The sequence below is a fragment of the Pseudomonas sp. Fl4BN1 genome, from assembly GCF_009908285.1.
Taxonomy (GTDB): domain Bacteria; phylum Pseudomonadota; class Gammaproteobacteria; order Pseudomonadales; family Pseudomonadaceae; genus Aquipseudomonas.
Window position 1 is genome coordinate 84,140 of record NZ_JAAARM010000004.1, and the last position, 13,952, is coordinate 98,091.

Annotated in this window: 14 protein-coding genes; 5 read left to right on the forward strand and 9 right to left on the reverse strand. The window is 61.8% G+C overall.

Annotated features, from left to right (window positions below; translation table 11 throughout):
* Positions 1–17 precede the first annotated feature (17 nt).
* The 4 genes from lpxK to GV818_RS05890 form a co-directional block, all read right to left on the reverse strand.
* The gene (gene lpxK / locus GV818_RS05875; protein ID WP_161753479.1) at positions 18–1,028 is read right to left on the reverse strand and encodes a tetraacyldisaccharide 4'-kinase; all 1,011 of its coding nucleotides are present in this window, start codon (positions 1,026–1,028) and stop codon (positions 18–20) included.
* Entirely contained in the window at positions 1,028–1,456 is a 429-nt protein-coding gene (locus GV818_RS05880) for an ExbD/TolR family protein (RefSeq protein ID WP_161753481.1), read from the reverse strand. Before GV818_RS05880 ends, lpxK begins: the two co-directional genes overlap by 1 nt.
* A complete protein-coding gene (locus GV818_RS05885) occupies positions 1,453–2,088 on the reverse strand; it encodes a MotA/TolQ/ExbB proton channel family protein (RefSeq protein WP_368668862.1) in 636 nt (211 codons plus the stop codon). Before GV818_RS05885 ends, GV818_RS05880 begins: the two co-directional genes overlap by 4 nt.
* A gap of 102 nt (positions 2,089–2,190) precedes the next feature.
* The gene (locus GV818_RS05890; protein ID WP_161753485.1) at positions 2,191–4,422 is read right to left on the reverse strand and encodes a DNA internalization-related competence protein ComEC/Rec2; all 2,232 of its coding nucleotides are present in this window, start codon (positions 4,420–4,422) and stop codon (positions 2,191–2,193) included.
* Between the two features lie 139 nt (positions 4,423–4,561).
* Here GV818_RS05890 and GV818_RS05895 point away from each other — a divergent pair, with 139 nt between their 5' ends.
* Complete coding sequence (locus GV818_RS05895; RefSeq protein WP_161753487.1) at positions 4,562–5,077, forward strand: DUF2062 domain-containing protein; 516 nt, start codon at positions 4,562–4,564, stop codon at positions 5,075–5,077.
* Between the two features lie 53 nt (positions 5,078–5,130).
* Here GV818_RS05895 and GV818_RS05900 read toward each other — a convergent pair whose 3' ends face one another.
* The 4 genes from GV818_RS05900 to GV818_RS05915 form a co-directional block, all read right to left on the reverse strand.
* Entirely contained in the window at positions 5,131–5,910 is a 780-nt protein-coding gene (locus tag GV818_RS05900; RefSeq protein ID WP_161753489.1) for an ABC transporter permease, read from the reverse strand.
* On the reverse strand, positions 5,907–6,839 hold the full coding sequence (locus tag GV818_RS05905; protein WP_161753491.1) for an ABC transporter ATP-binding protein: 933 nt from the start codon (positions 6,837–6,839) through the stop codon (positions 5,907–5,909). The genes GV818_RS05900 and GV818_RS05905 overlap by 4 nt, the downstream gene beginning before the upstream one ends.
* 132 nt (positions 6,840–6,971) lie before the next feature.
* Positions 6,972–7,595 (reverse strand): glutathione S-transferase family protein, encoded by a 624-nt coding sequence (locus GV818_RS05910; protein WP_161753493.1) that lies wholly within the window; start codon positions 7,593–7,595, stop codon positions 6,972–6,974.
* A 42-nt stretch (positions 7,596–7,637) separates the two neighbouring features.
* Entirely contained in the window at positions 7,638–8,297 is a 660-nt protein-coding gene (locus GV818_RS05915) for a transglutaminase-like domain-containing protein (protein ID WP_161753495.1), read from the reverse strand.
* A gap of 227 nt (positions 8,298–8,524) precedes the next feature.
* Here GV818_RS05915 and GV818_RS05920 point away from each other — a divergent pair, with 227 nt between their 5' ends.
* Complete coding sequence (locus tag GV818_RS05920; protein WP_161776045.1) at positions 8,525–10,972, forward strand: acyl-CoA dehydrogenase; 2,448 nt, start codon at positions 8,525–8,527, stop codon at positions 10,970–10,972.
* A gap of 86 nt (positions 10,973–11,058) precedes the next feature.
* Complete coding sequence (locus GV818_RS05925; RefSeq protein ID WP_161753499.1) at positions 11,059–11,466, forward strand: PA2817 family protein; 408 nt, start codon at positions 11,059–11,061, stop codon at positions 11,464–11,466.
* A gap of 84 nt (positions 11,467–11,550) precedes the next feature.
* On the opposite strand, the gene GV818_RS05930 is transcribed toward GV818_RS05925, so the two are convergent.
* Positions 11,551–12,504, reverse strand: coding sequence for a LysR family transcriptional regulator (locus GV818_RS05930; protein ID WP_161753501.1), 954 nt, complete (start codon positions 12,502–12,504; stop codon positions 11,551–11,553).
* Between the two features lie 89 nt (positions 12,505–12,593).
* On the opposite strand from GV818_RS05930, the gene GV818_RS05935 reads away from it, so the two are divergent.
* Complete coding sequence (locus GV818_RS05935; RefSeq protein WP_161753503.1) at positions 12,594–13,220, forward strand: alanyl-tRNA editing protein; 627 nt, start codon at positions 12,594–12,596, stop codon at positions 13,218–13,220.
* 46 nt (positions 13,221–13,266) lie between these two features.
* On the forward strand, positions 13,267–13,899 hold the full coding sequence (locus GV818_RS05940) for a LysE family translocator (RefSeq protein WP_161753505.1): 633 nt from the start codon (positions 13,267–13,269) through the stop codon (positions 13,897–13,899).
* The last annotated feature ends 53 nt before the right edge of the window (positions 13,900–13,952 follow it).

A 13,952-nucleotide genomic window follows, 5' to 3' on the forward strand; every position in this document is an offset into this window, starting at 1 on the left:
CCCTGAATAGAAGCGTATTAAGGCAATAGACGATCAGGCAGCAGGCGCATCAACTGGGTATCGAACCAGGCGATGAAGGCCGGTGACGGCACCGCGTCGACCGCCAGGTACCACCAGTCGGCCGCCGCGAAAGCACGGCACTTGACCGCATCTTTCTCGGTCATGACCAACGGCAATGACGGGGTGAAAGCCAAGGCCTGCGCACTGTATTGGGCGTGATCGGCAAATGCATGGGGGACAGGCCGCCAGTGTAGCGTTTCGAGGGTATTGAAGAAACGCTGAGGGTTGCCGATACCGGCCACCGCATGCAGCGCCTGCCCTGGAGCAAAGTGTTGCACCGGGTAGCGCTCGCCGGTCTGTAGATTGACCAGCGCCGAAGGCTTGAGGTGAAAGGCGAAACCGTCGGCGCGATCATCGGCGGCGCCGTTGTACAGCAGCGCATCGACGCTTTGCAGGCGCTCCACCGGCTCACGCAGGGGACCGGCAGGCAGGCAGCGACGATTGCCCAGACCGCGGGCGGCATCGATCAGCACCAGCTCCAGGTCACGGGCCAGGCGGTAATGCTGCAGACCATCGTCAGAGAGAATCAGGTCCAGCCGCTCGGCAGCCAACAGGGCCTGCACTGCGCGACTGCGATCCGGGTCGATCATCAAGGGCACACCGCAGCGCTGGACAATCAGCAGCGGCTCGTCGCCGGCCACCTCGGCAGCGTCTTCGGCGCCAACCCGCCAAGGCAGCTGTGGCGGCTTGGCACCGTAGCCCCGACTGACCACCCCGACCCGCAGGCCAAGGCGCTGGCAGTGCTCTACCAGCCACAGGATCAACGGCGTCTTGCCGGTGCCACCGACAGTGATATTGCCCACAACAATCAATGGCACCGGTGGTTGATAGATCTCCCCTTCGCCGGCCAGGAAACGTTGGCGCTTGCCCACCACTACGCGGCGGTACAGCCATTCCAGGGGCTGCAGCAATTTCAGCGCGGGATGGCCGTTGTACCAGGCGGCGAGCAGACGATCGGAAAGTGCCATCAGGGTGCCGCAGCCGCCTCGACGGTGGTCATGCGCAGGTGGCTGAAGCCGAGCTTGCCGGCCGCATCCATGGCAGTGATCACCGCTTGATGTTGAGTCTTGCCATCGGCACTGATGGACAGCGGCAGGTTGGTGTCGCCTGCGGACTCCTTCTGTAGCGCATCGATCAGGGTTGTCAGATCGTTCTTGGGCAGCACCTGATTGTTCACCGAGAACACCCCGTCGGCGCTGATGGCGATGTCCAGTTGCTTGACCTGCTGGTCTTCGGCCGGCGAGCCACTGACCGCTTCCGGCAGGTCGACACGCAACTCGGTCTCCCGGGTGAAGGTGGTGGTCACGACAAAAAACAGCAGCAGGATAAACACCACGTCAATCAGTGACGCAAGGTTGATGTCCACGGTTTCCCGGGGTTTGCGCCGAAATTTCACGCTTTGCCCTCAGCCAGGTCGACATCACGGTCGCCCTGGATCACTTCCACCAGCTTGATCGCTTCCTGCTCCATGCCCACCACCAGCTCATCGACCCGACGCTGCAGGAAGCGATGGAAGAACACCGAAGGAATCCCCACCATCAGGCCCGCAGCGGTGGTGATCAAAGCCTTGGAAATACCACCGGCCAGCACATGGGCGTTAGTGGTCATGCCCGAGCCCATGAACGAGCTGAAGATATCGATCATGCCCAACACGGTGCCCAGCAGGCCCAACAAAGGAGCCATGGCGGCGATGGTGCCGAGGGCGTTGAGGTAGCGCTCCAGTTCGTGAATGACTCGGGCCGCGGCCTCTTCGATGCATTCCTTCATGATCTCGCGACCATGCTTGGAGTTGGCCAGCCCTGCCGCCAGGATCTCACCCAAGGGCGAGTCGGCGCGCAGAGCCTTGAGCTTTTCCTTGTCGAGCTGCTTGTCCTTGATCCAGCGCCAGACCTGGCCCAGCAGATGGGGCGGGGTGACACGGCTGGCCCGCAAGGTCCACAAACGCTCAGCAATGATGCCTACAGCCGCGATGGAACTCAGAATGATCGGCAACATCATCCAGCCGCCAGATTTGACCAATTCCCACACAGTGACAGTCCCCTCGAAAAAGTGCGCCACTCTAACATAGGGGCTGGACGCACCGAAGACCGTGATGTCGCATGTTCACGGGGTTTAATAACTCTCGGTTATTTAAGGTATTGCTGGTGACTCGCGCCAGAAACGCCGCTGCGCCCGCAGGCTTTCAGGTGGAGCGAAAGTGCCCAGTTGCAGCTTCAGTGCGCCGTGCTCGGCGCTGTCATAAATCGCTACACCCAGCCGTTGGTAGCGTGCCAACACTTGGGCATGAGGGTGGCCAAAGGCGTTGCCCTGCCCCCGGGAGATCAGTACCGCCGCCGGCATCAGGCGCTGGAGCAAGGCCACGGATGACGAGGTGCGACTGCCATGATGGGGCGCCTGCAACCAGTGAGTGTGAAGCGCCAGCGGGCTATCGAGCAAAGCCCGCTCGGCACGGGCATCGATATCGCCGGTGAGCAACAGGCGTTCACCGCCCGCCTCGACCTGCAATACACAGGAGGCCTGGTTGCCGTCCGTGGCGGCCGACCATTGCCATTGGGTGAAGTTAACGCCGTTCCATCGCCAGCTCAGGCCGGACTCGCAAGCAACCGACTGCAGGGAGACGGGCAACCCCTCGGGCTCGCCGCTGCGCACCTGGGCCACCGGCATGCCCCGCTGGACCGCCAGCGCACCACCGGCGTGATCATTATCAGCATGGCTGAGCAACATCAGGTCCAAACGCTTGATTCCGAGCCGATGCAGGGTCGGTAGCACCACCCGCTCCCCCAGGTCGAAATCGGCGACCCGTGCACCGACGTCATACAGCATCGCGTGATCACGGGTACGCAGGATGAACGACAGCCCCTGCCCCACATCCAGCTGCCAGACCTCCACCTCGCCGTGGGGCACCCGGTGCTGCGGCGGCCAGACCGCCAGCAACAACAGCGGCCAGCCCAGGACCCGCAGCGGTATCCCTTTGGGCAGTAGCAACAACAACGCGCCCAAGGTACTGAGGCCCCATAACCAAAGGGGAATCAGCGGCGCCACCCAGGCCGGCCACAACCCGGCGATCCACCCCAACAAGCGGAACAACAGATCCAGCAGCCCACCGGCCAGCCATAACAACCCTTCACCTACATAAGGTACAGGCAGCAACAAACAGCCCAGCAAAGCCGGCGGCAGGACCAGCAGACTGATCCAGGGCACAGCCAGCAGGTTGGCCAGCGGCCCACTGAGGCTGATAGGCAAGCCAAGGGCCAGCAGCGGCGGCAACAGGCCAATGGCAATCAGCCATTGGGCTCGGGTCCAGCTCTGCCACCAGCGCCAGGTACCCAGGCGACCGGCGAAGGTGAAAATCAGGATCGCCACGGCCGCAAAGGACAGCCAGAACCCGGGCTGCAAGCTGGCTAGGGGCTCGAACAGCAGCACTGCGTTCAGCGCCAGCAACCAGGGCCACCATGCCCCCAGATGACGGAAGCGTAAACGCCAGAACAGTACCAGGGCGACCATCATGCAGGCACGTTGCACCGGCACCTCAAACCCCGCCAACAGGCCATAACCCAGCGCCCCGAGAAAGGCCAGGGCACAGGCCCAGGGCAGCCACGGCCAGCGCTGGGGCCAGGCACCATAACGGGCCAGCCCGGCCACCCCGAGGTAGATCACGCCGGCCAACAGGCTGATGTGTTGCCCGGAAATCACCATCAGATGGACAGTGCCGGTGTCCTGCAACAACTGCCATTCTTCCCGCGTCAGCCCTGAACCATCGCCCATCACCAGCGCCGCCAGACCACCGGCCCGACCGTGGGCCTCTACCCCGAGCACTCGCTGACGCAACCCGTCGCGCCAGGCCTGAGCAGCCGGCGCCAACAATTGCCCATCCTTGACCGTACCGGTAGCACCGATGCGCCGGGCCAGTAGCCAGGCCTGGTAATCAAAGCCGTGAATATTCAACAGTCCCGCCGGGCGCCGGAGCTTGACTGCCAACCGCCAGCGCTCACCGCTGCTGACTGCCGGGCCGCCGTGCCAGGCCAGACGAATCAGCCGCGGCAGACGCTCGCGCCGGGACTGGGAATCTTGCAGCTCGAAACGCACCACACCCGTTCCCCGCTCCGGCAAGCCGCTGACCCGCCCCTCCAGCCAGCGGGTTTGCGCGTCCAGGCGCACAGGTAAACGATCGTCCAGTGCCCATTGCGCGGACACACAAGCCCAAGTGAAACCGAAGAGAAAAAATGCCACTGGATGTGTACGAAACGGCAGCAGCATCAGTGCCAGTATCGCCATCAGCAGCAACAGCCAGCCCGGCGGCAATACCGGCAGAAAACCCAGTGCCAGCAGCCCCGCAGCCAGCGCCAGCATTCCTGTACGCATCAGCCAGCCCATCCTTGGCAGTCCCTACTCTTGGCTTAGCCGAGAATGCGCGGGGCGGCTTTATCATTTGTCACAATGTCTGAATTTTCGCCGACTAGAATCCGGTCATAATCGCGGCCTGACCCGACCGAGAAGCCTTATGCCCCGGCGCTTATTCAAACGCTACATGCCAGATCCGACCAGCATCCGGGAACACAAGTCCTTACGCTTTCTCGGCACTCTGCTGCATGACGCCAACCTCTGGCACCTCAATCGGCATTCGGTGGCCCGAGCCATGGCCATAGGCCTGTTCGCCGCCTTTATCCCGATCCCGATGCAGATGCTGCTGGCGGCAGTTCTGGCCATCTGGCTGCGCGGCAATATGCCCATCAGCGTCAGCCTGGTCTGGCTGACCAACCCTATCACCATGCCGCCGGTGTTCTTCTGCACCTATCAACTGGGCGCCTGGATGATGAATGTACCGCCACGCAGCCTGCCCGACGAGCTGACCTGGGAATGGATCAGCAGCCAGCTCAGCACCCTGTGGCAGCCCTTCCTCCTCGGCTCGGTAGTGGCTGGACTGGTGCTGGGGGCCATCGCCTATTGCCTGACCATGCTGTATTGGCGCTGGTGGGTAGGACGCCAATGGCACAGACGCAAGCAAAAGCGCCAGTAACCAACGAAAACGGCCTCCCAAGGGAGGCCGTTTTCATCACTCGGCGAAACGGTTTACTGACGCATGCCACGCCCGCTGACCAACAGCCGGGCACATCCGAGATACAGCACGACAGTGGCCACCAGCATGAAGGTAATGGCCACGCTGATCTTGATGTCCGAGACCCCCAGGATGCCGAAACGGAAGGCGTTGACCATGTGTAGCACCGGGTTGGCCAGGGACACCGTCTGCCAGAACGGCGGCAGCAGGGTGATCGAGTAGAACACCCCGCCCAGGTACGTCAGAGGCGTCAGCACGAAGGTCGGGATGATCGAGATATCGTCGAAGTTGCGCGCAAACACCGCGTTGATAAACCCCAGCAGCGAGAAGATCGTCGCCGTCAGCACCACCACCAGTACAGTCACGCCCAGGTGATGCACCTGCAGCGAAGTGAAGAACAGCGACAGCAGGGTCACGATGACCCCCACCATCAGACCCCGCAGGACCCCGCCCAGGGTGTAGCCGACAAGAATGGTGTGAGGCGACACCGGCGATACCATCAACTCCTCGATGGAGCGCTGGAACTTGCTGCCAAAAAAACTCGATACCACGTTGCCGTAGGAGTTGGTGATCACCGACATCATGATCAAGCCCGGCACGATGTACTCCATATAGGTGAAACCACCCATATCGCCGATCTGCCGACCGATCAGGTTACCGAAGATGACGAAGTACAGGACCATGGTGATAGCCGGAGGCAGCAGGGTCTGCGGCCAGATCCGGGTAAAACGTCGGACCTCGCGATAAACGATCGTGTTCAAGGCCACCAGGTTGGGTTGCAGCTCGGAACTCATACCGCCACCTTCGACAGATTCTTCTCCACCAGGGACACGAACAGCTCCTCAAGTCGGTTGGTTTTGTTACGCAGGCTCAAGACCTCGATGTTCAGCAAGGCCAGCTGGCCGAACAGCGCGGTAATACCCACGGCTTTGTCCACCTGGACTTCCAGGGTGTGGCTGTCCACCAGTCGATTCGGGTAGCCCACCAGTTGTGGCGCCACGCTCATGTCGTGCTTGAGGTCGAGAAGGAAGGTCTCCACATGCAGCTGGCTCAGCAACTGGCGCATGCTGGTGTTCTCGACAATGGTGCCGTGATCGATGATGCCGATGTTGCGGCACAGTTGCTCAGCCTCTTCCAGATAGTGGGTGGTGAGGATGATGGTGATGCCTTTCTGGTTGAGCTCGGTGAGGAAGGTCCACATCGAACGACGCAGCTCGATGTCGACCCCGGCGGTGGGCTCGTCGAGGATCAGCAGACGCGGCTCGTGAACCAGCGCGCGGGCAATCATCAGTCGGCGCTTCATCCCGCCGGACAGGGAGCGCGACGGCACATCGCGCTTGTCCCACAGGCCGAGCTGGGTCAGGTACTGCTCGGCCCGCTCCTTGGCGATTTTCGCCGGAATGCCGTAGTAGCCGGCCTGGGTCACGACGATGTCGAAGGTTTTCTCAAACTGGTTGAAGTTGAACTCCTGCGGCACCACGCCGATACAGCGCTTGAGCGCCGCCGGCTGACGATCCAGGTCGTGGCCGAAGATATTCACGCTGCCGCTGGTCTTGTTCACCAGGGTCGAGAGAATGCCGATGGTGGTGGATTTACCCGCCCCGTTAGGGCCGAGCAAGGCGAAGAAGTCACCTTCGGCGACGTCCAGATCGATACCACTCAGGGCCTGGAAACCGTTGCCGTAGGTTTTGGTTAGCTGCCGGATGGACAGAGCGGAACTCATATCGGATTTACGCACCAAGAAGGGGGAGTTTTATAAGTAAGGGCAGCCCGGCTGGATTGCAACGACGCTGGACGCACGCCATGTTGCGTGCCGACGCCGTGCAAGTACAGTCACGCGTGTTGATAGTGGGTATTAAGTCAACGCGGTCATCACCGCCTGGCGATAGGCCGGACGTTGTTTCAGACGCAGGTACCAAGCCTCCAGATGCGGCAGCGACGGTCGCTCGATGGGCATCTCGAACCAAGCGTAGATGAAACTGCCCAAGGGAATATCACCGACACCGATTTCCGTTCCCGACAGATAAGGTTGCTCGGCCAGCGCCTGATCAACCCGAGACAGCAGGTCGCTGCAAATGGCTTTGGCGGCGTTGATCTGCTCCCAGTCCTGCTGCGGCGCCGGGGTGCGCAACACGCCCCAGAACAGTTGCCGGAAAGGTTCGGCGAATGTCGAGGTGGTCCAGTCCATCCACTTCTCGGCACTGGCCCGAACCTGCACATCGGCGGGATACCAGTGAGTGTTCGCGGCATGCCGGGCTGCCAGGTAACGCACGATGGTGTTGGATTCCCAGAGGACGAAACCTTCGTCTTCAATCAGCGGGATACGCCCGTTGGGGTTCAGCGCCCGGTACTCCGGGGTATCCACCACACCGAAGGCACCACCGGCGTCCAGGGACTGGTAGACCAGCCCCAGCTCCTCAGCGCACCAGAGTGCCTTCCTGACATTCGACGAGTTCTTGCGACCCCAGATCTTCAGCATGACCATCCCTCAGTAATGAATGCCGGGGCAGTCTACGCCTGATCAGCCACGACTCAAATCGCCGTGCATATCCCCCAATGAGCCAGTCAACGGCTCGCCGAACAGGTGCGGATAGCATTTTTCCAGGTGGGCAAAGAAGAAGTTTTCCGGCACATCGGCGAACTGCCCGTGGTCCACCAGATACTCCATCGATTGCTCACCCTGGCGGTTGAAGGGATGAAAAACGCTGTCCTGCACGCCATCAAAATCCAACGGCGCCACATCGAACAACTCGCACAGGCTCTGATTGAACGCCGGAGTGGCCTTGACCCAGCGTCCTTGCAAGAACATCTCGGTATAGCCGTGCATGGCGAACACATCACTGCGCAGCAATTCCAGCAGACGTGGCGTCGACAGATGATTGCGTACGTCTGCCAGGCCGATGCGCGCCGGAATCCCGCAGTGCCGGGCACAGCCGGCCAGCAATGTGGCCTTGGGCACGCAATAGCTTTCGCCGCTGGCCAGAGCATGGCTGCCCCGCAGGGTCTCGGGATCGCGATTGAAGGAGTAGAAGTTGTAGCGCACGGCTTCGCGCACTGCGTAATAGAGACTCACCGCTTGCTGCACCGGGTCACGGTCCGCACCGCGATGAGATTCGGCGAACTCCACCACCGCCGGGTGGTCACTATCGATGAAGCGGCTGGGACGCAGATACTCGAGCATGGGCATAACCTCCGAGTGAAGCCTGGAGTCTAGCGAGGCACCCGGCCCAGAGATAACGACGTTTCGGCCAAAGATCATGGCCTGCTTGATCAAACGAACCGGGCTTGAAACGCCTGGCCCACCCACAAAGGCTAGCGCTGCACCCACAGCGCCCTGATCACCCGCTTTGTCGGAGGCCGACTAAGCTCTGAGGTGATTTGGACCCCTGGCTTCATGGAGGATTGAATATGCTGTTGTTGTGGATACTGGTTCTGCTGGTTGGCGTTGCCTATCTGGCGCACCGTCGCATCTCTCCCCTGCCCGCCATGGGCGCAGTCGCTGTGTACCTGCTGGCCATGGGCGCGTTCAACCATGCTCCCGGCTGGCTGCTACTGGTTTTCTGGGTACTGCTGGCAGCGGTTGTCGCCCCTCTGCTGCTGCCCGACCTGCGGCGTAAATACTTCAGCGCACCGTTGTTCAGCTGGTTTCAAAAGGTCTTGCCGCCAATGTCGCAAACCGAGCGCGATGCCATCGATGCCGGCACGGTCTGGTGGGACGGCGAACTGTTCAGCGGTCGTCCGGACTGGAACACCTTGCTGGCCTACCCCAAGGCTCAGTTGACTGCAGAAGAGCAGGCCTTTATCGACGGCCCCGCCGAAGAACTCTGCGCCATGGTCAGCGACTGGCAGATCGGCCAGCACATGGACCTGCCAGCCCAAGCCTGGGCGCACATCAAGGAACATGGCTTCTTTGCCCTGATCATTCCCAAGGAATTCGGCGGCAAGGGTTTCTCCGCCTACGCCCACTCTCAGGTGGCGATGAAACTGGCCACCCGCAGCGGCGACCTGGCGTCCACCGTGATGGTGCCCAACTCTCTCGGCCCGGCAGAACTGCTGTTGCATTACGGCACCGATGAGCAGCGCAATCACTACCTGCCGCGCCTGGCCCGAGGTGACGACATCCCCTGTTTTGCCCTCACCGGCCCACTGGCCGGCTCCGATGCCGGGGCCATGCCCGACACCGGGATCATCTGCAAAGGCCAATGGCAGGGTGAAGAAACCATCGGCCTGCGCCTGAACTGGGAAAAGCGCTACATCACCCTGGGGCCGGTAGCGACCTTGCTCGGCCTGGCCTTCAAGGCTCACGATCCGGACCATCTGCTGGGCGATCAGGAAGACCTGGGCATCAGTCTGGCACTGATTCCCACCGATACTCCCGGGGTGGAAATCGGCCGTCGCCACCTGCCCCTGGGCGCCGCCTTCATGAACGGCCCGAACTCCGGCAAGGACGTGTTCATTCCCCTGGACTTCCTTATCGGTGGCCAGGAGATGCTCGGCAAGGGCTGGATGATGCTGATGAACTGCCTGTCGGTGGGCCGCTCGATCTCGCTGCCCGCCGTGGGTACCGGCGCCGCCAAGTTCACCAGCCTGGTGACCGGCCAATACGCTCAGGTACGGGAACAGTTCAATGTGCCACTGGCCGCCTTCGAAGGAATCCAGGAAGCTCTGGCCCGCATCGGCGGCAACGCCTGGCTGATGGACAGTGCGCGCATGCTCACCGCCAATGCCGTGGACCTGGGGGAAAAACCCTCGGTGCTGTCGGCGATCCTCAAATACCACCTCACCGAGCGTGGCCGCGAATGCATCAACCACGCCATGGACGTGCACGGCGGCAAGGGCATCATCATGGGGCCCAACAACTATCTGGGCCGCAGTTGGCAGGGAGCGCCGATCTTCATCACCGTGGAAGGCGCCAACATTCTCTCGCGCAACCTGATGATTTTCGGCCAGGGGGCGATCCGCTGCCATCCGTTCGTACTCAAGGAAATGGCCCTGGCCGGACGCGAAGACCATGCGCAGGCACTGCAAGAGTTCGACTCCCTGCTGCTCAAGCACATCGGTTTTGCCGTGAGCAATGCCGCCAGCACCCTGGTGCTGAACCTCGGTCTCGGCCACTTCGAACACGCCCCTGGCGACAAGATCAGCCAGGGTTATTTCCGTGCGCTGAACCGTCAGGCGGCGGCCTTCGCCCTATTGGCCGATCTGTCCATGATGCTCCTGGGAGGCGAACTGAAACGTCGCGAACGCCTGTCCGCACGCCTGGGCGACGTGCTCAGCCACCTGTACCTGGCCTCGGCGGCACTCAAGCGCTATCACGATCTCGACTCCCCGGAATACCTGCATCCCCTGCTGGCCTGGGCCATGGAAGAAAGCCTCGGCCATTCCGAGCGCGCCCTGGATGAATTGCTCAACAACTTCCCCAATCGCGTCTTCGGCTGCCTGCTGCGAGTGCTGGTGTTCCCCTTCGGCCGTCGCCATACAGGCCCCTCGGACCAGTTGGATGCCGAAGTGGCGGCGATCATCGGTCGCGCCCAGGGCGATCCGGCGCTGGAAGCGGTACTTGCCGGTTGCTACCGCCCACAATCCACAGACGACCCGGTGGGCGCCCTGCAACACGCCTGCAACCTGCTGAGTGCAGCCCAGCCACAGCAGAAGAAACTCCACGAAGCGCTGAAAAGTGGCCAGGTCAAACCAGCTGCTGGCGAATCGGCCATCGACGCAGCACTGGAGGCCGGTGTGCTGCAGGCGGCCGAGGCACAAACCTTGCGCGAAGCCGAAGCGGCGCGGCGCAAAGTCATCGATGTGGATGACTTCGCCAAGGAACAACTGACCTTGAGCGAGGGCAAGACCCGCTAGGCGGGCGCCCTCGCGGCAGGTCGATTATGAAACCGGGCGCGGGAGCTATATACTCCCGCGCCCGTTTTGCTCTTGAGGACCCTGTCATGTCCAACGTCGTCGCCGATCACCTCGTCCTCCTGGACCACCTGCGCAGCATCCTGGTAGCCGTGGGAGAAGCCGAACAGGTTCCCGAAGAAAGCCACGCCCTGTTCCTGGAACGTTTCGATGAACTGCGTGCGTCGCTGCCGATCGACCCGATCGAAAGCCAGTACCTGGGCCAGGACCTGCTGTGCCAGATCATCCAGCGCTATCCGCAGATCGCTCACCTGGTGCCTCGCGACCTGTTGTGGTACTTCGCCGGTGACTGCCTGCACTACATGCCCGATGATGAGATCGACCTGTACCAAGCCCTGGAAGAGCGTCGCTTCGAAGCCGAGCAGAACGACGAACCCTTTGACTGGAACCAGGAAAAGCAGCTGCTGGCACTCTCCGCCCAAGACAGCAAGCACTGATAGCTGCGCCTGCCGCAGCCAAGGCCCGTCCGGTTTGACCGACGGGCCTTTTTTTGTGCCGGGCTTTCGCTGGCAAGCCTGCGCCTACGGAGCGCGCTCCGCTTTGCCCGGCCGATTCAGGGTTGGCTCCCTGGCCAGGCATTCCACCAGGTAGTCGATGAACACCCGTAGTTTCGGCGGCAGGTAGCGGGTCGGCGAATGCAATAACCAGGCGCCGCCGTGGTAGGACGCCAGGAAGGTCCACTCCGGCAGCACCTGCTCGATCAACCCCTGCTCCAAGGCATGACGTGCGGTGAAATACGGCAGGCTGCCAATGCCCAGATGCTGCAGCACCGCATCCAGGCGCACCCCGGTGTGGTTGGCGGCATAACGCCCGCGCACACCGACCGTCACCGCCTTGCTGCCCTGGGTGAATTTCCAGCGCGCATCGCTGGAGGTTTCCCCCAGGTAGATGCAACTGTGCTGGCGCAGATCCTGAGGGTGAACGGGCGTGCCATGCTCCGCCAGGTACTGCGGCGTGGCGCAAAGCAGGTGATCGATGCGCAACAACTGACGACCGATCAACCCCGGCGGCGGACGATCGGTGATGCGAATCGCCAGGTCGACATTGTCATCAATCAGGTCGACATCGCGGTCCTCATGCAGCAACTCCACATCCACCTTCGGGTAGCGCCGAAGAAACTCCGGCATGTGCGGGTGCACCACGAAACGCCCCACCGCCTTGGGTACACTGACCCGTACCACGCCTTCGGCCTCATGGGTGAACTGGCCACTGATCTCCATCACCGAACGGGCGGCGCTGACCATCTCGCTGCAGCGCTTGAAAACCTCCTCGCCGCCATCGCTCAAACGCAGCTTGCGGGTGGTGCGCTGCAGCAGACGCGTGGCCAGGGCCTTCTCCAGGCGCGAGATGCTGCGACTCACCGCCGACGGTGACGAGCCCAACTGGCGCGCAGCCTCGGAGAAGCTGCCGGTCTCCACGACCCTGACGAAGATCGCCATTTCCGCCAGCAAAGGCAGGGATAGATTTATGCTCATGACGCAATAGTCCATTGAGTTTCGAACGGATTATCACGCAATTATCCAACCCGCATAATAAAAAAACACTTCGCTCCAGGGTTTGAGAAATGACGCTTCGCCTGTATTACCAACATGACCAATTGACCGCCCAGGTAGAAGTACTGAGTTGCACGCCCCACGACGACCTGTTCGCCACGACACTGGACGCCACACCCTTTCATCCCCAGGGCGGCGGCCAACCCAGCGACACCGGCTGGATCGGTGCAGCTCAAGTGCAGCGCGTAATGCAGGAAGGCGAGCAGATCGTGCATTACCTAGACCAACCCCTGAAGCCAGGGGTCTTTGAGGCGCTGGTGAATGAGACGCAGCGCCTGTTCAATAGTCGCATGCATTCCGCCGGACACCTGATCGGCCACTTCGTGCAGAGCCAGGGCTGGACACCAATCAAGGCCCATCACTGGCCGGGAGAGGGACGGGTGTCGTTCAAGCCGAGAGAACAGCCCGAGGAAATTGATGGTGCCAGCGTGCAGAGCGCCATCGAGCAGTGGGTCAACGCAGATTTAGAGCGCCACATCCTGATGGAGAGCGGATCGCGCCAGATCAGTTTTGGCCCATTGCCGGCTTATGGCTGCGGCGGCACTCACGTACGCCACCTGCAAGCACTGGGACAGGTAACCATCAGCTCGATCTCGGAGAAGAAAGGCATCCTCTCGGTCTGCTACAGCCTCGACTGAAAAACCTCGCACTCACCTACCTAGCTACCAGCCTTGCGGAGTCAGCATGCTGTCCAATTATCTCGGCGAGTTTCTCGCCCTGGCTGTCGTTCACTTTCTCGCCGTGGTCGCACCCGGACCGGACTTTGCCGTCACCATCCGCCAGAGCGTGCGCTTCGGTCGCATGACCGGAGTCTGTACGGCCCTGGGGATCGGCGCAGGAATTTCCGTGCACGTGCTCTACACCCTGCTGGGGGTCGGCGCACTGATGCACGCCACGCCCTGGTTGCTGAGCGCCGCCAAACTGCTCGGTGGTGCCTACATTCTTTACTTGGGCGTCAGCTTGCTGCGCAGCAAGGCCAAGACCACAGTTCCAGGCGATAGCGCGCAGGACGAGCCACGGCAAACCTTGCTGCGCGCATTTGCCACCGGCTTTCTGACCAACGCCACCAACCCCAAGGCGACACTGTTCTTCCTGGCAATCTTCACCACGCTGGTCAGCGCCACCACCCCATTGAGCATCCAGGCTTTGTATGGCGCCTGGATGTGCCTGGTGAACGCCCTGTGGTTCGTCACCGTTGCGCTGTTCTTTTCCAGCGCCCGGGTACGCCTGCAGTTCATGCGCCTGGGCCACTGGTTCGAGCGTTGCATGGGGCTGATCCTGGTGTTGTTTGCCGGGCGCCTGCTGTTATCGCTGTAAGCGCCACAACGACGAAGGCCCGCACAGCCAGGCTGGCGGGCTTTTTTATTGCG